Below are 23,595 nucleotides of genomic sequence, written 5' to 3' on the forward strand. Positions count from 1 at the left end.
CGCTCCAACCGCTGCAGAGCTTCCCGCTTTATCCTTTTACCTTCTGTACAAAGACTCCATCTCCACACAAGCCATGACGAGCGCCCCCACCCCATGCAGATCATTGCTGACCTTAGGCCGGGTGACATAATTCTCATAGTCGCCCGCCGAAGTGCCGATGCAGATATCCGGCAGGATCACGCGGCCCTGATCATCCTGCTGAAGCACCGAGATCAGGCCTTCATAGCCTTTTTGGGCTGCTGTCACCGCTGCTGCTTCTTCAGTAGCCAGACCCAATTTCACCGCTTTGGCGATGGTGTAGACGAACAGGCAGGACCCCGACGTTTCCAGCCAGTTATCCGGCTCATCGCCCTTATCCACGACCTGGTACCACAGTCCGCTGTCCTTATCCTGATAACGGATCAAGGCCTGCACGAATTCGCTTAGCGCAGCAGCCAGCTCCGCCCGGCCCGGTTCATCTGCCGGCAGCAGGTCCAGAAATTGCGACAATGCCAGACCGTACCAGCCCAGGGACCGGCTCCAGAACTCGGGAGAGCAGCCCGTTTCGGGGTTGGCCCAAGGCATGCGCCGGCTCTCATCCCAGGCATGATACAAAAGGCCGGTAGCTTCATCCTTCATGTATTTGCGCATCAGCTTCTCCTGATGCAACACGGTTTGCCGCAAGCCGGCTTCCCCGTAGGCATTGGCATATTTCAGCGAGAAGACTCCGGCCATGTAGAGTCCGTCAAGCCACATTTGATAAGGATACTTATCCTTGTGCCAGTATCCGCCTTCGGCGGTTCTGTTTACTGTCAGCAGCAGATTTCTCAGCTTATCGGCAGCCGTCCGGTACTTGCCCTTGCCGGTCCGTTCATGTAGCGTGAACAGCAGCAGTCCTGCCTGAACCGCATCCAGCTCATCGCGGGCAAAATAGAAATTGCCCTGATCATCCACCAGATCATCCACATATTGACCGATGTACTCCAGATAGCGGTCCTCCCGGACAGCTTCCCAGAGCAGCTCCATCCCGCACAGAAACACGCCTTGATGGTAGTGCCAGCGATGTGCAGGAGGAAGCTCTCCCGCTTGATAAGTATCCATTAAAGAGTCACAGGCTTTTTTTGCCCATTCCATGGGTGTTTTCGGCAGACTGCCTATCATCTTACTACCCCTTCCAACATAAGAATACCTGTCCTTTGGCGGTTAACCCTTCATTGATCCCAGCATAGCCCCTTTGGCAAAATGCTTCTGCAAGAACGGATAAACCATCAGAATCGGCAGGGTTGCCACCACGATAACGGCCATCTTGATCGTCTGATCCGGCGGCGGAACCGCAGCATCGAGCGAAGAGCTGTAATCCATCCCGCTGGCCAGCACGACAATTTGTCTGAGCAGCACCTGGATCGGCCATTTGGCGCTGTCATCCAGATACAGAATGGCACTCATATAGGTGTTCCAATACGTCACCGCATAGAACAGGGAAATTGTCGCAATCGAGGGCAAAGATAACGGCAATACAATCCGGAACAGGATGCCGAAGTCGTTGCAGCCGTCAATTTTGGCGGATTCCTCAAGACCTTCCGGGATATTCTGAAAAAAGTTTTTGAGAATAATCATGTTAAACGCACTGATTGCCGAAGGCAGAATTAGAGCCGCATAGGAATCAATCAGCCCCAGCTCCTTCACAACCAGGAACGTAGGAATCATCCCGCCGTGAAACAACATCGTGAACACAACCAGAAAGTTAATAACATTGCGCCCGTCCAGATCCCGTCTGGAGAGGCCGTAGGCCATTAAAGCTGTTATAAACATACTGAATGCTGTACCGATGAGCGTAACCCCAATCGAAACTCCCAGCGCTCTAAAAATCGTATCCGTCGAGAAAATAAACTTGTACGCCTCAAAGCTCCATACTTTTGGAATCAGCACAAATTTGTTGGCCGCGAGCTCCGCACTGGTTGTGAAGGAGCCTGCCACCACGTGGATAAATGGAAGCACCGTCACCAGTGCAATGAGGGCCAGCAGCGTAAAGTTAACAGCAGCAAAGATCCGGCCGCCGATCGTTCTGTCTTCTACCATTTGAATTCCTCCCGCATTTCTCTCAATAAACGCCTTCTTCTCCCATTTTCTTCGATAATTTGTTGACCGACATGACCATAATGAGTCCAATCACCGATTTAAAGAAGCCAATAGCCGTACTGTAACTGAATTGTCCTTGTCTCAAACCTGCGGTATACACGTACGTATCAATAATTTCCGCCACTTCCCGGTTCATGGAGTTGAGCAGCAGATAGGCGTGTTCAAATCCAAGATCCAGCACGGAACCGATTTTCAGAATCAGTAGTGTAATAATGACGCTTCGGATCGCCGGAAGGGTAATGTGCCAGACCTGTCTCAGCCGGCCGGCTCCGTCCATGCGCGCAGCTTCGTAAAGTCCGGGATCCACAGCCGCAATGGCTGCGAGATAAATGATGGTGCCCCAGCCTGCTTCTCTCCAAATGACCTGAATGATATACATTGGCCTGAACCAGTCGGGATTCAGCAGGAAATTCACCTTGGGAAGGCCGAAATAGACCAATAGCTCGTTAATAATTCCTCCGTCCATCGTGACCATAACGAAAGTAATCGAGACGACGATAACCCATGACATAAAGTGGGGCAGATAAACGAGTGTCTGGAACAATCTTTTGAAAAATGTGCCTCTCAGCTCATTCAGCATCAGGGCAAGGATAATCGGAATCGGAAAATAAAAGATGATATTCATTCCGAATAAAATCAGCGTATTCCCCAGGATATTGAGAAAATCCGGCTCCGCGAACAGCCGCTTGAAATGCTCAAGCCCTACCCAATTGCTGCCGAGGATCCCCTGATAAGGCTTGTAATCCTGAAAGGAAATGACCAACCCGTACATTGGAAAGTATTTAAAAATAACAAAAAACAGCACTCCCGGTATCAGCATGACGTAAAGCAGTTTATTTCTCCACAGCCGCTTTTTGAGTTCACTGCTGCTTTTGTATTTTTTGGGCTCCAGCTCAGGAATTGCGCTGGGCTGAGCGGTGACTTCCTGCATAATACTCTTCCTTTCTGCTTCATAAATTGATCATCTGACTGCCGGTTTCGTATGAATCAGAAGGCTGCTGAAGCTGCTTCGGCAGCCTTCTTCACTGGGCCTTAGCCTAACCGTTCACGACTGTCATCCTATTTCTTGTATGCGGCGTTGTATTCTTCGATAATGGCTGCGCCGCCCCGGCTCTTCCAGGATTCCACTTCTTTTTCGAATCCGGCCTTGTCCAGCTGTCCATAGATATAATTGTAGGTAGCATCCGTAATAATCTGTTGAAGCTCAACGCCCTTGGAGGTGTAGGTCGCCGAATCCAGGGCAGCCGTAGGGTCAGCCACTCCGAATTTGACGTTCTCCAGCGCCAGTTCATCAGCATGAATCCGGCCTGGCAGCACGTTCAAAGGCTGGTACATCCCGTTGGTTTCGTATTCACCGATAACGCTGTCCTTATAGCCTTTAACCTCGCGTTCAATCAGCTCTTTATCATCCGCCGGTTTCGCTTTGCCGTCTTCAACGGTGTAGTGAGTGCCTTCAATCCCCCAGTACATCAGGTTGGCAACCTCAGGAGTCATCATCTTGTCAAAGAACGCCAGAATCTTCTTCAGCTCGGCTTCATCCTTGACTGCGCCTTTCGGGAAGAGGACTACGTTGTTATAGCCCGGAATCATCCATTGGGTAATCTTTCCATCCGGTCCGGCGACCATACTGTGCGCATCCAAAACGGCATCCGGGACATTCTTGATCAGATCCTTATTGAGGTTATCAATATCAGGCATGGATCCGCCGATATACAGGCCCGCTTTACCGCTGGTGAACATATTTACAGCATCTGTTTTACTGGTAGCCGCGAAATCCTGGTTCATGTACTCGGAATCACGAAGCTTTTTGAAGTAGTCCATCGCATCGATATATTGCGGGAACATAAATTCCGGTGCAAGCTGGCCATCCTTCTCGCCCCAGTTGTTCGGGGTTCCGAACCAGGAGGAGACGGTTTTGAAAGCTCCGTATACCAGCTCATTCCGGTCCACAATCCCTGTGGTGTCTTTTTTACCGTTGCCATCCGGATCCTGTTCCGTAAAAGCCTTCGCCATGGCGAACAGCTCATCCAGATTCGCAGGTGCCTTCAGCCCCAATTTATCTGCCCAGTCCTTGCGGTAAATGATCCCTTGACGCGCCAACGGCCGTCCGATATACACGGTGTACAGCTTGCCGTCTACTTTGGTGTTATTGAGGATTTCCGGCTTCAGCTTGTTCAGGTTCGGGAATTCCGTCAGATAAGGGCCGATCTCCCAGAACTGTCCATCCTTGATCGCTTCCTTCATCTGCAGGAAGGTCGTCTGATTCTTCAAATAGGTCACCTGCGGCAATGAACCTGTGGCAAACGATGAATTCAGCTTCTCTTCATAGGTATCCGCCGGGAAAAATTGATAGGTCAGCTTCGTATTGGTCAATTTCTCCACTTCCGCTTTGATCGTGTCCGGTGGAGTCTCTGTCGTGTTCAGTGGAAGCATAATCTTAATTTCTGTCGGTTTCTCCGGCTCTGGTGCCGGTTCTGTTGTCGCGGTGTTGGTCCCCCCGCTTGTACCGGGATCTTTTGTCGCCGCTGCTTCCTTATTGTTGTTGTTGTTGCCTGAACACGCTGTCAACATGCTGAACGTTAACAGTGCACTCATGAGCAGGGTGAAGGATTTTTTCTTCATACCATTTTGACCTCCGTTTGACTTGTATTGGTTACAAGCAACACACTACAGCCTCGGCCAGGTTTCGAATACAATCATTTACTCATAATGGGGCGTTTGGGGGTGGGGTGTGAGCAAATGATTATTGGGTTATAAATGGAAAGGAAAACATTGGTTTGGGGGAGTGGGATTAATCGGGATGGGAATTTGGGAGCGGTGGGGTAACTGCGGGGAATGTTTGGACTTCCGGTCGCTGTTATGTTTGGATTTCCTGATTTGAACCGCTGGCCGCGGTAGAAATCCAAACATAAAGGCGATCGCTATCGCTCCTCCAGTTCCAAACTTCCCCTTCGTTACGGTCACCTCTCCGAGGGTTTTCCTTTCCATTTATATGGAAAGGGGGCAGAGTGAAAACCACCGCTGGTTTCTGCGGTGGGGAGAAGTTACTTGCGATGGATGGAACTTAGGATGTGTAGCAGCTGTTAGTGGTACTAGGTTAGGCAGATTGGAACATAGGGAGTACAAGGAACAGTTAGTTGAAATGTCATGGCGCAGGCGGGGAGATTATTGGGAACATGTACAGTTACTAATGAGAGAAATCTGCAGTCTGGCTGGGGCAATCCAGGAGACTGATTACAATCCCCCCGCCCCTCTATCCTACTTGCCCGCCTCTGCCCGGGCCTCTGCCGCGGTGTATTCCTGGATGATCAGGTTGCCGCCGCTTGTTCTCCATTTTTCCACCTGCTCGTTGAATTCCTCAACAGTGATATTGCCGATGATGTAGTTGTAGGTCGCATCTATGATAATCGTCGACAGCTCCACATTTTTCTCATCATAGGTTGGAGAGCTTAAGCGCAGGGTCGGGTCATCCACGAGAAACTGTTCGTTATCCTTGCTGAGCTGGTCGGCCAGGGCGGTCAGCTGCTCTTTTTTCTCCACTTCCATAATGTTCTTGTTGCCGAAGTCGGCGATCATCAGGGAGTAGAGCGGATTCACTTCATTTACACGCAGCTGCGAGGTCTCCTCCGGAAGAATTACCTTCCCGCCTTCCAGCTTATAATGCCGGCCCTCGAACCCGTATTTCATCAGATTGGCGACATCCCTGTCCATCGTCCGGTCAAAAAAACCAAGCACCTGCTTCAGCTCCTGCTCCGTGGCAATGGCTTTTTTGGAAAACAGGTAAAGGCCGTTGTAGTTAGGAATGGACCATACTTTATATCCGTTTGGCCCCTTAATCCGGTTAATCAGTGTAAATTCAGCAGCCGGATTGATCGCCTGAGCCTCACTGGAGAGCCGCTGCACATCCGTCATGCTGCCAATAAAAACACCGGCCGTTCCCCGGATAAACTTATCCCGCTGGACCTCCTTGCTGGTTAAGGCGAAATCCTGATTTATCATTTTCTCATTATATAATTTCCGCATGAAATTCATGGTGTTCATATATTCAGGAGTCACGAACTCAGGGATAAACTGATGATTTTCCAGCTTCCAGTTATTCGGAGTACCGAAATAGGAGCTGAGTGTCTTAAACACGCCGTACACGAGATCGTTGCGGTCGACCAGGCCAATGGTGTCCTGTTTGCCGTTTCCGTCCGGATCATTATAAGTAAACTGCTTCATGACCTCATACAGTTCATCCAGTGTTTGCGGCTTGCTTAACTGAAGATGGTCCAGCCAGTCTTGGCGGATGATGATTCCTTGCCTGGAGGAAGGGCGCTCGGTATACAATCCATAGATTTTGCCGTCTACAGCAGCCTGGTTAAGAATCGCAGGGTCCAGCTGTTTCAAATTCGGGAACTCCTGCAGATAAGGCCCGATCTCCCAAAAGGCTTCTGAGCGGATCGCACTTTTCAGCAGATTATAATCCGTGAACTTCACAAAGGTGACTTTGCCCAGCGAATTGGTCGTCAATGCTGTATTCATTTTATCTGTGTAGACACCTTCAGGAACCCAGGTAATGTCGAGCTTAGCCCCTGTCAGCTTCTCAAGTTCCGCCATAATATCCTTGGAGGGCTGCTGAGGGAAATGCAGAGGTGCCAGGATGGAAATGAACGGCGCGGTCTCTCCGGGACCGGTCCGGGGTGACTCGTTGTCACTGCAAGCGCTTAACAAAATGAACGAGAGCAGCAACACCCAACAGCAATATCGGCGCACTGTTCTCCCTGCAAAAACTCTGGACATCCCTGTATCCTCCTAAAAGTTTGGTTAGTATATACCTAGCATAATTACGCTCATTTCTGAAATATAACTGCTAATTATTGAATAATCTTCTATCCAAAGTAATAATTAGAGATAATGATTATTGCGGCACCAGATGATTATTGTTATTATCCAAGCTGATGAATACACTTAAATGAGGCGGTTGCTACTACCCAAGTAAAGGTGCTGAAATCCAGTGAAACACTTAAGCTTCCTGAGTAAATTAACTTTATTCGCCTTTGTCATCAGTACGCTGCCTGTGGTGTTCATTGGCTCTTTCTCCTATCTCACATCCTCCAGCGAAATTCAAAAAAATGTTAACAAAAGCAAAATGGAACTTATTTTACAAATTAACTCAAATGTAGAGCATAAGCTGACTACTGTCAACCAAACCTTAAACCAGGTTGTGAATTCTTCGGTATTAAAAAAAGCACTAAATAACCCGTTAAATGTAACCGATTTCATTTTATATAATGACTTAAGAAACGAAATCCGCAATATGCAATCCTTTGATACAAAGCTCGAAGATGTGATCCTGTTAAATCAACGGCAAAATTGGATGATCAAAAACTCCGGCCTCTACCGCCTGAACGAATACAAGAACTATGAGCAGCTCTCCAATCTGATGAATGTGCCCGACAACACCTCCTGGGTGCTGAACCCTTCCTCGCTGTTCTACAGTGAGGAGAGCATCAATGTGACGGGCTGCGACTACAGCATCAGTCTGATTAAAAAGCTGCCGACCAACAAACTGCAAAAATACGGACTTGCCCTGGCGAATATTCCGGCCTGCAGCCTGCAGGACTTCATCAACTCGGAAGTAGATCCGCTCGACAGCATTATTGTGCTGAATGAGTCCGGCACCATACTGCTTCACCCGGACCGTTCGATGATCGGAGAGCCTGCTCAAAAGGGCGGATTTGCTGATCTTTCGCTCGTCTCCGATCTCAATAAACCTTCGGGACAATTCAAAACCGTCATGGACAAAAAGGACTATTCCGTCACTTATCTGCGTTCCCAATTAAACGGCTGGATCTATCTCTCGGTCACCTCCATTGAGAGTTTGACGAAGGAATCTAACAAAATCGGAACCTATACCCTGTATGTATGTGCCGTGATGCTGCTGCTGTCCATCCTGTTCGCATGGCTCGGCTCCCGCCGCATGTACAGCCCGATCGAAAGACTGCTCAACCAGATGGGGCTGCGCAGACCCGGAATCAAATCCAGGCATACGGATGAGTTTCAGTTTATCGGCGAACAGGTGCATCATTTATTTCAGTCCAAATCACAGCTGGAGAAGGAGGTCAGCCAGCATATCCGGCAGGTCCGCACCTTTTTCCTGACCAAGGCCTTTCAGGGCAATGTCAAAAAACGCGAGCTGTTCGAAGAGCTGGAGCAATATGGCTATCACACCCAGATGGAAGAATGGAAGACGATGGCTGTAATCACGTTGAGCATCGACTTCTCTGAGGATACCAGCTATGAGAAAAAGGATCTCCATCTGCTGTTGTTTGCCGCGCATAATATGATCGAGGAACTGGTACCCCCGGACAGCAGGCTTGCGCCTGTCATTATGGACCATGCCGTGGTGACCTTGATTGGCAGCATGGAAGGCAATGCCGAAGCTTTTCACCGGTCGCTCTATTCACTGACAGAGAATCTGCAGCAGGAGATCAATAACTACCTGAAGCTGCAGGTCAGTATTGGCCTGAGTCTGCCCTTCCATTCCTTTGATAAAATATCCATCGCCTACAGAGAAGGCCTGGAAGCTCTGAAATACCGGATTACGCTCGGCAAAGGCATCATCATCCAATACGAGAACATCAACTCCGGCAAACATTATCTGAACCTAAACTATCCTTCGCATACCGAAAATGACCTGATGGACGCCATCAAGCTGGCCGATACTGAAAAAGCGAAGGAGCTGCTGCATAAGCTGTTCAAATGTATTTTTGCGCTGGGACTGTCCCCGCAGGAGTACCAGATTCCGCTGACCCGTCTGCTCAATAATATCCTCATTATGATGCAGGAATCGGGAATTAGCCTGAACCAGATTTATCATGTGAACGGCTCCTTATTCGAAGAACTGACCGACCTCCACATTGTAGCCGAAATCGAGGACTGGTTCTGGAGTATGGTTATTCTGCCGATGATCCGGATTTTTCACAGCCGGCAAAATGCCCAATATCACAACATTTCAGAGAAAATCATTGATATTGTCCAGCATGATTATGACAAGGATCTTACGCTGGAGGAGTGCGCTTCACGCCTTCATTACAACGCCAACTATCTCAGCAGCGTTTTCCGTAAGGAGACCCAATATTATTTCAGTGAGTACCTGGCGATGTACCGGTTCAAAATGGCCAAAAAATGGCTGGAAGAAACCGACATGCCGATCAAGGACATTGCCGCAAGGCTCAGATACAACAATTCGCAGAATTTCATCCGCTCCTTCCGGAAGCAGGAAGGGATGACCCCCGGGCAGTACCGTGACAACGCTAGTTCCAGGGCCCAAGGCGGGACCGGATAAGCATCGGGGAATCCTCTGCCGGATATGAATCCTAAACAGCCAGATTTAGACAAGTGGAAACGGCTTTGCCGTCCTTTTTAAGGACGGTACCGTTTCAGCGAGAAATAGAAGGATAAGTTATCGTTTGAAACATATACATTCTTATATTTTGACAAAAGCCGTCAACACCCCAAGCAGTATACGCTGAGGCTGACGGCTCTTTTGGATGATAATAGCAAAGGGTTGTTGATCCCATTGGGTTACTTTCAGGCACTCTTGGGCTTGCGCGCTTTTCTTGCTCTTATGAACCAAATGATGGAAACTGCCAGGATTAGCACTACGCCGCCGCCGGCAATGACGATATTCTTGACGTTTGGCACGTAAACGACCATCTCGAGCGGCTGCGAATCGGCCATTGTAATATGCCAAGTCAACGTTTTTCCGTCCTGTTCAGCGGCATTGTTGGCCCCATACAAATCATAAGGAAGCGTTAATTTAAAATCGACCGCAAGGTTCTGCAGCAGCATGCGGACCAGAGATTTCGGCACGCTCAAACTTCCGATCCCGTCAATGATTTCATCCGAATAGGCATTCAGCTTCGGCTGGGCTACCACATCGTATTTGGTGTACAGCCAATTATTAACCTGTTCAACCTGCGCGTCCACAATGTCCAGCTTGCCAGCGTTTGCCTGCAGGTCTTGCAGCGAAGCATAGGCTTTGAGGAATTGATATTCTGTAGATTTACCGTTCTGGCTTTTCTTCAATTCAATTCCGGCAGCCTCCAGCCTGGTGGTCAGCACATCCTCCAGCTTCCCGCCAACCATCGCCTCCGCACGGGAATCCAATAAAATGCTGAACGCAAGCTCCAGACTCCCATCCTTCTTCACCGTCATATGCGCCGTACCGCTGGCACAGCCGGTAAGCAGAACAAGCATCGAAATCATCAGAACCACAAAGTAACGTCTGCGCCGCCCTAACGAGGGCAGCATCGATTGCTGCTGTTGTCTTAAGTTCAATGCCGCGCCTCCATTCTTCTTTTTCGTCTTGTTATGATGCTGTATATGCGATATGCATTCATTCTAATCAATCCTCATATCCGCCCCACCAAGAGCTCTCCTTCAGTTGCACCTCTTTTTCCTTTATCCTGACAAGTCGGCAAGTCAGCAAATCAGCAAGTTTTCCAGTATTCATCCGCTAGAATAGTTCTTCTACCGGGCAAACTATATAGATTGAACTTGTGGTTTTAGAGTACAGGATCAGTCGCAACTACGGTGAATATTTGGACCTCCGGCCACTGTTGTCGTAAGAATTTCTTGATTTTAACCGCTATTTAGCGGTAGAAATCCGAAGACTGCTTATGCTTTCGATGCTAGCTTTCCTTCAGAAAGCTTTCAGACGGACACTACCGTTCCACCAGTTCCAAAATCCCCCTCCGTTGCTCCTTTCCTATATCTCAAGTTTTTAGTTCAATCTATATAGTTGTATTTTGTACAGCTAAAACCGACCGTTTCGCTGCTTTGGGGAGGTTAGTTGCACTCCATACACTTATATGAACCAAATCTAGCTAAAAACACACAAAACTATTTTTTAATTGCACAAACTGCATCTATCTCTCAAAAAAAGCAGATTCGGCCTGATATAGTTGCAGGAAATACATTTATAGCGGTGCGAAGCTTTCATTCCAGAGGCAGAGTGGCTTTCTTATGGTCTTTCAACAGTTTAATGATAGCAGTCCGCTTCGTAGAAGTCTAAACCATTCGCGGCGTGGTTTCAAATCTAATCATTTTATCCTGCGTTCAGAAGGAGGCGTAACTTCAACCAAGTGGAAACGGCTTCGCCGTCCTCAAAAGGACGGTATCCGTTTCAGCGAGAAATAGAAGGATAATTTATAGCGTGAAGCATATAAATGCTTATATTTAAAACAAAGCCATTCCCCAGAGTCCTTTCGGACTCCGAAGAATGGCCTTCCCATAATCAAACTATCTGTAGTATCATGTTTAACTCATTCGCAGCAGAGGCTTAGCAGGGCTTAATCACATAGCTCCCTTCGTGCCCATAGCACTCAGTAAATTCGCAAGCGCCTGAACAGTTTGTGCGCGGCTAGTGGAACCCTGCGGATCAAACCGGCCATCCGGAGCCCCTTGCATAATGCCGGATGCCAGCGCCTGTGCTACCTGCGCTTTAGCCCAGTCTGACACCTGAACTGCATCAACCATCCTTAGCGGTTCACCGGAAGCTGCTGCCCGGCCCAGCTTGTATTCATAGGCTTTGACCAGCAGAACAGCCATTTGCTCACGGGTAATCTCCGCATCAGGTGAAAATGCTGTTGCCGTTACACCCTGTACCAGCCCCGCCTGATAAGCGGCTGCTACGGATTCGGCATACCAGTTGCCCGGGTTCATATCAGAGAATGGAAGCTCCCCACCGGCACTCTTCAGATTAAGCATCCGGGCCAGCATCGCTGTAAATTCAGCCCGTGTTGCCGTTCCTCCTGGAGAAAATAGATTATCCGTCACACCTGTGACTACATGCTTTGCGCTAAGCGACTTCAGCGCAGCGTAAACCCAATGGCTGGATGCGACATCCGTGAACGTCTTATCGTAGGAGAACACCGCGTAGGTACTGAAATGATTCAGCATAATAACAGCCTTATTGCGGGTGCTATCTATACTTCCTCCTGCATAACCCCACAGAGAGCTTGGCTTCTCCTTTACATACACACCCAACAGTTCATCATTTGATATCGCAGCGGAATATGGAAGCTCCGCGCGTACAGGCTGCGGGAAGGCAGACAAGACCAGCTCCGCTCCATCCCCCTTACGCAGGAGAAGGCCAAACTCATAGGCTGCACCTTCCTGCCGGTAGATCCCGCTGCCACTGCCTGACGGGATTGTTCCCGATGTAACCGGAGTGAGAGTGACCACGAGGGCCGCGCCCTTCCGTTCGTTTTCCGGCAATCTTGCACTGAGTTCAACCAGTACGGAAGCAGGAATCGCCAGCGAGGCCTCTCCGTCCTTAACGATAAGCGATCTCGTGCCAAGCAGTACTCCGGCGTTCACGGGCAGTAATGCCTCCGTTTTTCCATCATTCAGAGTCACCTCGACGTTGGAGGCTCCCTGATTCTTGGTGAAGATGTCCTCACCAACCGTTTGTGTCTTCATGCCGACCGTCCCCGCACTGGCTGACGGAGTTGGCACCAGGGTCGGGGCTGGCGTCGGGTTCGGTGCTGGTGTTGGCGTTGGGGCAGCCCCAATTACGGTAACTGTTGCCTTGGCTGCCACACCCGTCCCCTCCACCGTGCCGTTCACAATAAAGCTGCCGGTATTTGCATATTGCTGCGGTGCGATCCTCTGCCAGACGACTGGCACTGCTGATATTGACTTGTCGCTGTATACAGCCGTCACCACCGAAGGCAATGCAGGTGCAATGCCTACCGTTGTGGTTACCTCCACAGCCTCAAGACTGACAATCCCAGGTGCTTCCGCCTCAAGCACCGACACCTCCGCCAACGCAGGCAGTGCCGTTCCTTCCGCAGCTCCGTTTACTGTGAATGTGCCTGGTGCTGCATACTGTCCCGGATCTATCTTCTGCCAGACGGCCGGAGTCTCCCCGCTGGTATTGTCGGAGTAAGTAGCTTGCACTACCGTGGGCAGGGAAGGGGCAACTCCGGCAGGTGTGCTGATATGCACCTTCTGCAGCGCCACAATGTTCCGCTCCGCCGCTTCCGTTACGATCACCTCAGCCACTGCTGGCAGCGCTGTTCCTTCTACTCTGCCGCCTACTGTAAATTCTCCAGGCTGGGCATAAGTTTCCGGCAGCACCTGCTCCCAGCTCACTGCTGCGGTTCCCTCGCTTCCATTCTCGTATACCACCGGAATCATTTCCGGCAGGACAGGGGATACCCCCGCAGCAGTCGTTACACCGATACGGCCCACGCTCTGGATGTCCTTGTCATCGTATATGGCTTTCACTTGCGATGCGTTCATGGCTCCGTTGTAAATCCGGAAATCATCAAGTCCGGCATTCAGCTGCGCGCCGTCTCCATAGCCGGAGACGCCGATCTTCTTGGCATCATTGGTTGCCGTGATCGACTGCGGCGAGCCTTCCAGGTCGACCTGCTGGGCCACTCCGTTTCTGTAAATCATCCCGCTCTTGGTTGCCGCATCAAAGGTAAAGACAATATGCGTCCACTCATTCAGCGGCAGAAACTCCTCCGGCGACTGCTTCACATAGAAGCCGTTAGCTCCGTCAACGAATACAATGCTGGAATTGCCGTTGTAGGTGACAAAAAATCCGTTGCCGGCAAAGCTGCCCTCCGGTTTGAACCATAACAGCACATTCTCCTTGTCATTCATGGTGCCAGTGCGCTTGATCCAGTAGGACAACGTCAGGCTGCCCGGCTGTAGCTCCGGATCGTTGCCCGCATGGACAAAGTTGCCGCTTGTTCCGCTGAAGATGAGCGCCTGGTTCTTGTGTCCCTGTCCACTCCAATCGGGCGAGCCGTGAAGTGTTCCATCACGCCCGCTTCCCGAAACGTCTTGAACCGTAATTCCCTGACCTTCATCAAAGGTATAGCGGAGTGCAAGCTCCGGGAAGGGAGCAATAACCCGTTTCGTCACTGTTACATGAGCCCGGACTTTCGTTTCCGTGCCCACAACAGTTCCATTCACCGTGAATAGGCTGCCTTCCTTGTCATACAGACTGGGATCTACCGGCTCCCATTGTACCGGAACCTCGGACACACTGCCGTCCTCCAGTGTCGCCTTGACCGTTGCCGGAAGCTTCGGCGCCTCCTGAGCCGGAGTAGTCAGGATGGCGTCCTCAACCGAAACAATGTTTCCGGCAGGGGCGATTAGAGCAGCAATTTCGGCAGCACTAAGGGCTCTGCTGTAAATGCGGAAGTCGTCAACCAGACCGTCAAAATACGGATCTGCGAATTGTGATTTGCCGATGTAATTATTTTTGGTCTTGCCAAGGTCGGAAGGCCGGAGCGTCATGTGGTCATTTCTACCTGCCTCCACACCGTCGATATACAGGACACCCTGAGAACCCGTGAGCGTCACGGCCACATGTTTCCACTCGCCGGCAGGCAGTGCAGGCGCATCAATGACCTGCTCCCGTCCGGCTGCATTGCCGCCGGTAGTAATGGCAAACCGGGTGATGGAGCCTGCTTTGGGCGACAGGAACATATAGGTGCCCGTTCCGGTGCCAAAATCGAAGATCCGTGAATAAGTGCCGATCGTGTCCGCCTTCACCCAGGCGGAAATCGTAACTTCATCGGCACGGCTCAGCAATCCCTCTGGCATTTTCACATAACCTTCCTGCCCGCTCAAATCCAGGGCATGATTGATTTTACCAGGAGTCCAGACTGCCGAGCCGAGCACATTGGCGTCATAACCCCCGCCGGTGGCATCGGAGACTGCCGTTCCTTCGGTTTCGTCAAAGGTATAATGCGCCAGCAGCTCCACTAGCGGCGGTGCAGCAGCAGCTTCAACCTTAACCGTATCGCTGTGCTCAATCTCCGAATCGCTTACGGTCAGCTTGAACACGTAGATTCCCAGCTCTGTAACCGCAAGCGAGGTGAACAGCGCTTTGCTGTTGCCGAATGTTGCCTCGCCGCCGGTTGGCCCGGACAGCAGTGTCCATTCGGAGGTCAGCTTGCCCTCCGGCAAGCCGTCGTCCTTAGCCTGGCCGCGAAGCACGGCATCATCCACCCGCAAGGTGTATGTGAAGTCCTCCCCCGCATTAACAGCCGGAGCTTGATTGTCGTCAGGCTCCGTCCCGCTCAGCTCTACAGTGTAGGCAACAGCCGGACCCGCTTCAACGGTCAGCTTAACTTCATCGCCGAAGGCATTCAGTTTGCCAGCCGGCTCACCGTCTATACGGATGAGGTAGGCACCTTTTTTCAAGCCGCTGAAGGCAATCGTTGTTTCATGCGCCTTGCCCGGCGTCAAATTGCGCAGATTGAAACTGGCATAGTCCTTCTTCATGGACAGTTTGGCTGCCGTAAACTGATCTTTGTCCAGCTCGATATAGAGCTTCTCGGTAATCAGGTTGACCCGTTTGTACAGGCCATCCGTGGGCGTAATATCGTAATAGACGGCATCCGTGACAGAGACATCCGCCCCGTAACCGGTTACCCCAAAGATCGGATCGACCGCAATATCCGCGCTGAGAATCTGAAGCGCGCCGAACAGTCCGAGATCGGCTTCACCGGTCATGCCCTTCCAGCCATTCAGCAGCGGAACATTCCGGCCGCCGCCGGTTCCATTCGTGCCTTGATTGCCTTTCTCCGCCTGATAGGTCCAGGCTGCAGCTCCGAAGTTTGCCGGATCATCGCTGATCTGGCCGGAGTTGATCGCACTGAGATTAGCCAGCTTGGCGGCATAGGACAGCCGCTGCTCTTCTTCCCGGCCCGTCCCGGCGTGATAGCGAATCCAATCATCCATAGCATAACCTGCCAGGGACGCGCTATACTGGAAATTCCACCAGTTCTCACCCGTGATGGTAACCGGGTCGGCATAGTAATACCACACCGGCATTTGGCCCCGGGACGCCCGTGTCTTGGAGTTGATTTTGCCCATCATCTCGAGCGCTTTGGCCTGCTCCGTTTCGTTGCCGCCCTGCATCTTGGCCAGCGTATATACGGCTTCCTCGCCGGTATTGTCATAGCTGTACTCCGAGCCGTACGGGTATTTGGTATTTTTAAAATTGTTGTATTTGCGCAGCATCTTGGCCCGGACATCATTGGCCTCATCCATATAACCCTCGTCTTCAAGCGCCTGAATGATATCCGGAGTCGTCAATTCGCCCATAAGCCCGGTTTCCCAGTTGTAGGATACGGGCCCTTCGTACAGCGCCTTCAAAATATTATAGGCCCGCAGCAGGTAAGTCTCCTTGGGATGCTTATAGTTGACCAGCTCAGGATAGTTCGCGGCAATTTTATACATGCTGAAGTACGTATTATAGATATGCGGGTAGGCGTATCCCCGGTAAGTCGGTGTTGTGTTCGGCTCCGCCATCAGGAAGTCATGAATCAGGTAATCCTCATGGTGGCCGTTCATCAGATTCGTCCAGATTGCCGTCTCAAGATAATCGTCGACCGCCGTGATTTCCGATGCTACAGGGGTTAGGGCATTTTTTTCCGCCAAAAACTGTCCGTGTGTCAGCCCCCAGTCATCGCCCCAGCCCCAATACCCGCTGAAGCTGTTCCGTTTCGATTTCGTGTTCATCATCCAGTCGTCAAAAACTTTGTCTCGAAGATCGCCCGGAAGATTCCACTGTGTGCTTTGCACCATAAAAGCCGCGTGATCCTCCAGAGCCTGGTCAACCGCGTCGATGCCGTAGAACTGCAGCACTGTTGTGAGACCGCTTCCATAATTTATGGTAACATGCTGCGGACCGAGCTTCGTCAGGCTGAATTCATAAATATGGTGGTCCCCGCCCTTGCGGGCAAGCAGTGGAATTTCCGTGCCGTCATCCAGCATCACACTATGAATGTCCGCCTTGGTGCGCAGATCGAATTTCACTTTCTGGTTGCTTGGCACGACCATTCCCGGGACAACAGTTACATCTATCAGTCCCTGCTCATACAGCGTATTCTTTGCCTCCTGCTCATTCGCAACGGCAAACCACTTAAACCCGTAATCCTGTGCTTCTCCCGCTGCCAACACCAGGCTGGTATTCGGCAAATAACCGCGGTTCGTAGATTTGATCACATTGGAATGAATATAGAATACGTTCAGGCCCTCAATCCATTTGCCTTCGTTATCGGGGTTCCAGGCCCATTTGCTGCCCGGATGCTCCTCATTGCGCCAGCGGTCCTGATATTCAAGCCCCGCCCCCGTAGCGGAATCCGGCATCAGCATCAGGTATGAGCCAATACCGCTTGGTCTGCCCGCTGTAATATAGGAGCTGTTGTTGCCGACAAAAGAGTGGGTGACCACACGGGTTTCATAAATGGCGTCCCCATAGGTCCACTGCTCATTAAAAGGAAGCGGAAGTCCGAAGTCGCCGATCTCCAGCTGCTTTCCGCTGGTGTTAACGACATGAATATCCCACTGCAGATGCCCATCCGCTTCCAGTGTGTAGGTCTCAACCAGCTTGAAATTACGTATACCTTCCGCATTCCCGGAGTTCTCATACGTAACTGTGACTTTATTGCCTTCTTTAATGATGTTCCGGACATCTTCCGACTGGTTAGTCGACGCTTTGATCCAAGCCCCGCCGTCCAGGCGATAGGTAAAGATCAGCTCACCCATCCACTGATGATCAGCTGTATCTTGCTCAGGCGACACCTTCTTGTTCATCACATATTCGGTCGGGAAGGAATCCCCTTTGATTTTAATCGAAGAGATTTCGCCGTATGACCCGGTTTCAACCAGCAGCTTGTCACTTGTCAGCTCATACGCGCCGGCCTTTGACGGAAAAAGGACTGCTGATACTACCGCCAGCGCCACAAAGACCGCCCCCGTAAGTATCCTTCTATTCCTAAAACGCGGCTGTACTCTATCTGAAGTCGTGAATATCATGCTCTTCATCATCCCCTTCTTCTTAGATTACGGACATTCCCGTTTCTTACAGCGGATACAGGTAAGGACGGCTTCACCTCCTCTCCGGGAAAGGCGGAATCAGGCACAGCCGCATCCCGGAGCAGATTCCAGATCAATGAACATCATCAATTATGGTTGTTATACGCATTTATTTCTTTGCTTCTTCCCCAACCCAAACGGACATTTCCCCGACGCCCCGGTTGGCCCAGGCGAAATACGGAATGAAGGTCAGCCGGACCTGCTCTCTCGTCCAGGAAGAGTCACTGCGGTACAGCTCGCGGTCCCAGCTTCCTGCCGGAGTCAGGCGCGTACCGTCAGCCGCAAGGGTCTTCACTCCTTCCGGGAATCCGCTTTCCTCCGAAAGTGTAAATTCACTCTCCTCGGGCAGACGGAGCTGATACAGCCTTTTGCCATTGTCGGCTTCCTCTAGGCAGTACACGAACGGCCCGCGCTGCAGTGCGATCTTCGAGAAGGTCTGGCGGATCAGCGGATGTCCTTTCATCCGTTTGACCGGCATGGTAAAGGCCAGTTCCACCTTATCGCCGGACTGCCATTCGCGGGTTAAGCGGATATAGCCATCGTCGTCACCGGATGTAATTATCCGGGACGTCCCTCCAGCCGCAACCTCCACGGCGTCACACCAATCCGGCAGACGCAGAGCCAGTGTGAAGGTAACGGGCTGCTGCGCCGTCACTTCAAAGCACACCCGCCCCTCCGGGGCATAACGGGAGTGCTGCTCGATCACAACCGGCTGGCCGGCCACAACGGTCTCCACCCGGCCGCCGATATAGAGCTCGGTGTAGACGGTGTCTCCCTGCACCGAGTAGATATATTCACCGAGCGAAGCAAGCAGGCGGGCAACATTCGGCGGGCAGCAGGCACAGCTGAACCATCCTTGGCGTTCGGCTTTGACATGATTGTAGTTTTTATTCCGGCCAAGCACCTCGGGATAGACCTCCAGCGGATTCACATAGAAAAACCGGGTCCCGTCCAGGGACATGCCGCTGATAACCGTATTGTAGAGCGCACGCTCGATCACATCGGCGTATCTGCTGCTGCGGTGCAGCTGCAGCATGCGGCGGGCAAAAAAGATCAGCCCGACCGAAGCGCATGTCTCAGCATAAGCCAGATCCCCAGGCAGGTCATAATCGGCGGTGAAAGACTCCCCTTGCTCCATGGAGCCTATGCCGCCTGTGATGTACATCCGCTTGCTGACGATGTTGTCCCACAGCTTCCGGCAGGCCTCAAGCATGCCTGCATCCTGCGTGGCGGCAGCGATATCGGCCATAGCGGTGCACATGTACACCAGCCGTACGGCATGGCCTTCCGCTGTGTCCTGCTCCCTTACCGGCAGATGGGACTGGCTGTAGGAGTGGTCATGCACCATTGAGAGCTGCGGGAAATGCAGGGTTCTTCCACGCTTCTCCCACTCCTCCTCAAAGTAGTGCGGCTTACGGCCGCGCTGCCCGAGGAAGTAGCTGCTCATCCGCAGATATTTCTCATTTCCCGTAGCCTGGTGCAGCTTTACCAGCGCCAGTTCAATCTCCTGGTGCCCGTCATAGCCCTGGAGCTTGCCCGGATCCGTCCCGAATATCGTGTCAATATAATCGGCAAACCGGCTGACGGCGTTCAGCAGCTTTCTTTTGCCCGTAGCCCGGAAATAGGCCGTCGCGGCTTCGATCAAATGTCCTGCACAGTATAGCTCATGGCATTCCGCAAGATCGCTCCACTCCCTGCCCGGCTCCTTGAGCATGAAATACGTATTGATGTAGCCGTCACCCCGCTGAGCCTCGGCAATCAGCTCAATGACCCCGTCCGCAATTTCTTCCAGCGCCGGATCACGTTTCGTCTCCAGCAGGTACGCTGCTGCTTCCAGCCATTTGGCCACATCGCTGTCCTGAAAAACCATGCCGTAGAACTCGCCTTCCTCCCTCCCGGCGGCGATTTTGAAATTGCGGATCGCGTGGCTCGGCTCCGCGCCTTCGATGCGGTCATTCAGCGCTTCCCACTGATAAGGAACCATGACCTCACGTACGAGCCGGATATATTCAGACCAGAAAGGATCGTTGATTTGGATGTTGCGCTTAGCGGCACTCTCTGTTTGATTCATTGATGGAGCTCTCCTCTCTTTTTCTGCGGGGCATTCCCGCCTATAGCACCTTATCCTTTGACTCCGCCGACGGTCAGCCCCTCCATGAAGTAGCGCTGGAAGAACAGGAACACCAGCAGAATCGGCAGAATAGCCAGCACAGCGCCCGCGATCAGAGCTTCATAATTGTTCCCAAGCGGGGAGACGAAGGAGGCCAGTCCGATCGGCAAGGTGAATTGCTCTGTCGTGCGGAGCACAATCAGCGGCCACAGGAAATTATTCCAGCTGTTCATGGCCTGCAGGATGGTAATCGCTCCAAAGGCGGGGGCCATCAGCGGCACCATGATTTTGAAGAAAATCCCGTATTCCGAGCATCCGTCGATTCTCCCCGCATCCATGAAATCCTTCGGAAGCCCCAGCGCAAACTGGCGGAAGAAGAAAATCGGCAGCGGCGCGACAACAAACGGCAGAATGACGCCCCAAATGGTATTGATCAGCTTCAGGGAAATCGTTAATTTATAGAGCGGCAGCAGAATAATCTCCACCGGGATCATCATCACGACAAGCACCAGGGTAAAAATCAGATTACGCCCCTTGAAGCGGTACATCCCGAGGCCGTAACCGACCATCGAGGAGAGCAGCAGGCTCAGCAGCGTAAACAGCACGCTGATGAGCAAACTGTTCTTGTACCACCCAAAATAATTGGCGGCGGCTCCTTCCCCCGAAAAAATGCTTTTGTAGTTGGTAAAGCTCATCAGATCAAAGTCCAGCCGGACATTCAGACCATAGCGGAAAAGTTCGGTCGCCGGCTTCAGCGAAGCCAGAAACAACGCATATAATGGAAACAGCATTAGTGCAGCCAGGATGACAAACAGGATCACCAGCAGCAGAGAGGAGGGGGTAAGCTTAAATTTGGATGGGGTCCGCATGAATTAATCCTCCTTCCTGAACATACCGGTCAGCGTTAATTGCACCAGACTCACCAGCAGCGTAATGGCCAGCAGGGTGATGCCAATGGCCGAACCGAAACCGAGATTGAAATATTGAAAGCCCTGCTGATAAATATAGCCGACAATGGTTAAGCCAATATTCTGCGGAGACGGTTTGCCTGCCCACAGCATATAGCTCTCCGTGAACATGGAATAGCCGCCGTAGATGGTGATCGTCACAACATAAATCGTGATCGGCTTCAGCAAAGGAACAGTGATCCGGATGAATTTGCGCATCGTACCCGCGCCGTCAATCTCGGCCGCTTCATACAATTCTCCGGGAATGCTCTGCAGTGCGGACAGGAAATACAAAATATTAATCCCGATCCAGCGCCAGCCGGCAAGCACCAGAAGCGCAAACATCCCCAGGCTGGAGCTGTACAGCCAGCGCTGGCTGGGGATTCCAAAGGCATGCAGCACGGTATTCATCAATGCGCCGTCCAGTTCGCCGAAGATCAGACGGAAGATTACACCAGCTACAACTACAGAAGTAAGCGCCGGGATGAACAGAGTAGATCTGAAAAAATTGCTGAACAGCATTTTCTTGGAATTCAGGAATACGGCGAGCACCATCGGTACGGGAATCAGCAACAGCAGCGTCCAGATCGTATAACGGCTGCTGTTGTAGAGTGCTGCACCGAAATCCTCATTCCACAGGCCGCGGTAGTTCTCCAGCCCGACAAAGGATACCTCCCCCGGGAGAACCTCCTGAAAGCTCATCACCCCGGCATTGATTAGAGGATAGGCAAAAAAGACAGCAAAGGACAATAGAAACGGCAGCACAAACACATAGGGTGCTATTTTTTGCGAATTGCCCAGTCGGTAACCTCGCTTGACGTTATGGCCGAGCTCTCTTTGTATCTGCATAACGATGCCTCCACTCTATTTCAAAATGTAGCGGAATATAAAGACGGGCGGGCTGACAGCGGAAGTCCCGGCAAGCCTGTTGCCGCAGCAGGGGCATACTCCCTGCTGCCCTGTCACAGCCAGGACTTCCCTCCATCAGCCTCCCCGTTATTTCAAGCTGGCCTGCACATCCTTGAGCACTTGTGCCGGGTCCTTCATGTTGATGAAGATTTCCGGCATCGCCTTGTTGCGGACCGCATCGAACACCTCCGGCGACTTCTCGCGGATATGGACCGGAGCAATTTCATCCTTGACGCTGAGCAGCGTATCAAAGATATCCGTGCCGAAATAATCGGTGAACTTATTGGATTCCTTCATGGCCGGATCACTCCATACATCCGTACGGATCGGATCGAATCCGAGCTGCTTCCAGACCTGAAGATTGCCTTCCTTGGACAGTTTGGCGTAAGCCAGGAATTCCTTGATCAGGTCCGGATTTTTGGCCTGATTGGTAATGGAAGTGGCCGTTCCGCCCATGCCTGCCGAACGGTTGCCGCCTTCCTCCCAGGCCGGCATCGGCCGGATGATGATTTTGCCTTTCAGATCAGGGATATGGTCGGTGAAACGGTTCATGAACCAGAAAGGCATAAAGACCGACGCCGCGCTGCCCGAATCCATATAGCCGAAGTATTCCTCCGTATCATGGCCTGCTCCCGGCGCAGCCGCCGCCACACCTTCCTTCACCAGCTTCTGGAAGAATTCCATAGTCTTCACATTGACTGGTGTGTCCACAGTAACATTGCCGTCAGCGTCCACCTGATCTGAACCCTGCTGGCTGATGGCAGGCCACCAGGACCAGTTACCGTTGCCTTCGAAGGTGATCATTGGTTTGCCGGTTTTCTCCAATACCTGCTTGCCTGCCGTCTCGAACTCGGCCCAGGTCTTGATGTTATCCGGGTTCACTCCAGCCTTATCAAGCATTTCCTTGTTGTAATACATGACGGTCGCACCTACATGATAATCAATGCCGTAATACGTATTATCCTTGCTGTAAATCTCGACTCTGGATTTCACAATGTTGCCAAGCTCCGGCTCCACGATATCGTTCAGAGATACGAGCTGCGGTGTGCCCTTCATAAAGTTCGGGAATTTGCTCTGCTCGATATCTACCAGATCCGGTGCGCCTACACCTGATTGCAGCGCTACCAGCAGCTTGGTGTGCATGTCGTCATAAGGAATGGTCGTTGCCTCCAGCTCAATTGCCTTGTCCGGATGGCTCTCATTCCAGCTTGCCGCCATGCTCTCATAGAATTTCTGGTGTGCATCGACAAAGGTCCAGAACACCACCTTTTGCGCTTCCCCTCCGGTATTTTCTTTCTGACTGCCCTCGCTCTTCTTGCTGTTGCTGTTGTCCTGCGCCGGTTGATTGGACGGAGATGTCTCTTTATTTCCGTTCCCTCCGCCGCAGCCGCTGAGCCCCATGACCAGAATCAACAATAATACCGTCGTGCAAAAAAATGCTTTTTTCATTCAACTTCCTCCTTGAATGATTTATACTTAGCCCAGTTAAGGGGATAAGCCTGTTATACAATTCCAACCTTCAAGTAAGCGCTTTATTTATAATAATACATGTTGTATTATGAAAAAAAACAAACGAATTCAACCTCATTTTTCACCATTTCAACCTGCTTG

General features: G+C 51.5%; 12 protein-coding genes and 1 pseudogene. 1 reads left to right on the forward strand and 12 read right to left on the reverse strand.

Annotated features, from left to right (window positions below; all coding sequences use genetic code 11):
• Window positions 1–36: 36 nt before the first annotated feature.
• The 5 genes from H70357_RS28265 to H70357_RS28285 all read right to left on the reverse strand — a co-directional run bounded on the left by H70357_RS28265 (window position 37) and on the right by H70357_RS28285 (window position 6,900).
• On the reverse strand, window positions 37–1,140 hold the full coding sequence (locus tag H70357_RS28265) for a glycoside hydrolase family 88/105 protein (protein ID WP_038596253.1): 1,104 nt from the start codon (window positions 1,138–1,140) through the stop codon (window positions 37–39).
• A 42-nt stretch (window positions 1,141–1,182) separates the two neighbouring features.
• A complete protein-coding gene (locus H70357_RS28270) occupies window positions 1,183–2,058 on the reverse strand; it encodes a carbohydrate ABC transporter permease (RefSeq protein WP_038596255.1) in 876 nt (291 codons plus the stop codon).
• 22 nt (window positions 2,059–2,080) lie between these two features.
• Window positions 2,081–3,049 carry an ABC transporter permease gene (locus H70357_RS28275; protein WP_038596257.1) on the reverse strand — a complete coding sequence of 323 codons (969 nt, stop codon included), beginning with the start codon at window positions 3,047–3,049 and terminating at the stop codon, window positions 2,081–2,083.
• A gap of 128 nt (window positions 3,050–3,177) precedes the next feature.
• On the reverse strand, window positions 3,178–4,740 hold the full coding sequence (locus H70357_RS28280; RefSeq protein WP_038596258.1) for an extracellular solute-binding protein: 1,563 nt from the start codon (window positions 4,738–4,740) through the stop codon (window positions 3,178–3,180).
• 636 nt (window positions 4,741–5,376) lie between these two features.
• Complete coding sequence (locus H70357_RS28285; RefSeq protein ID WP_038596260.1) at window positions 5,377–6,900, reverse strand: extracellular solute-binding protein; 1,524 nt, start codon at window positions 6,898–6,900, stop codon at window positions 5,377–5,379.
• A gap of 214 nt (window positions 6,901–7,114) precedes the next feature.
• Here H70357_RS28285 and H70357_RS28290 point away from each other — a divergent pair, with 214 nt between their 5' ends.
• Window positions 7,115–9,448 (forward strand): helix-turn-helix domain-containing protein, encoded by a 2,334-nt coding sequence (locus H70357_RS28290; RefSeq protein WP_038596261.1) that lies wholly within the window; start codon window positions 7,115–7,117, stop codon window positions 9,446–9,448.
• A gap of 245 nt (window positions 9,449–9,693) precedes the next feature.
• Here H70357_RS28290 and H70357_RS28295 read toward each other — a convergent pair whose 3' ends face one another.
• The 7 genes and pseudogenes from H70357_RS28295 to H70357_RS28320 all read right to left on the reverse strand — a co-directional run bounded on the left by H70357_RS28295 (window position 9,694) and on the right by H70357_RS28320 (window position 23,433).
• Complete coding sequence (locus H70357_RS28295) at window positions 9,694–10,443, reverse strand: DUF3153 domain-containing protein (protein WP_038596263.1); 750 nt, start codon at window positions 10,441–10,443, stop codon at window positions 9,694–9,696.
• A 1,017-nt stretch (window positions 10,444–11,460) separates the two neighbouring features.
• The gene (locus H70357_RS36790) at window positions 11,461–14,046 is read right to left on the reverse strand and encodes an Ig-like domain-containing protein (RefSeq protein WP_442950483.1); all 2,586 of its coding nucleotides are present in this window, start codon (window positions 14,044–14,046) and stop codon (window positions 11,461–11,463) included.
• Window positions 14,044–17,958, reverse strand: a pseudogene (locus H70357_RS36795) (DUF5695 domain-containing protein); the annotation flags it as partial. The pseudogene H70357_RS36795 and the gene H70357_RS36790, both read right to left, overlap by 3 nt.
• Before the next feature lie 169 nt (window positions 17,959–18,127).
• Complete coding sequence (locus H70357_RS28305) at window positions 18,128–20,089, reverse strand: glycoside hydrolase family 127 protein (RefSeq protein WP_038596265.1); 1,962 nt, start codon at window positions 20,087–20,089, stop codon at window positions 18,128–18,130.
• A 50-nt stretch (window positions 20,090–20,139) separates the two neighbouring features.
• Window positions 20,140–20,997, reverse strand: coding sequence for a carbohydrate ABC transporter permease (locus H70357_RS28310; protein WP_052092302.1), 858 nt, complete (start codon window positions 20,995–20,997; stop codon window positions 20,140–20,142).
• Window positions 20,998–21,000: 3 nt separating this feature from the next.
• Window positions 21,001–21,924, reverse strand: coding sequence for a carbohydrate ABC transporter permease (locus tag H70357_RS28315; RefSeq protein WP_038596266.1), 924 nt, complete (start codon window positions 21,922–21,924; stop codon window positions 21,001–21,003).
• Window positions 21,925–22,071: 147 nt separating this feature from the next.
• Window positions 22,072–23,433 carry an ABC transporter substrate-binding protein gene (locus H70357_RS28320; RefSeq protein WP_038596268.1) on the reverse strand — a complete coding sequence of 454 codons (1,362 nt, stop codon included), beginning with the start codon at window positions 23,431–23,433 and terminating at the stop codon, window positions 22,072–22,074.
• Window positions 23,434–23,595 lie beyond the last annotated feature (162 nt).

The sequence above is a fragment of the Paenibacillus sp. FSL H7-0357 genome, assembly GCF_000758525.1.
In the GTDB taxonomy this organism is placed as follows: Bacteria; Bacillota; Bacilli; order Paenibacillales; family Paenibacillaceae; genus Paenibacillus_AQ.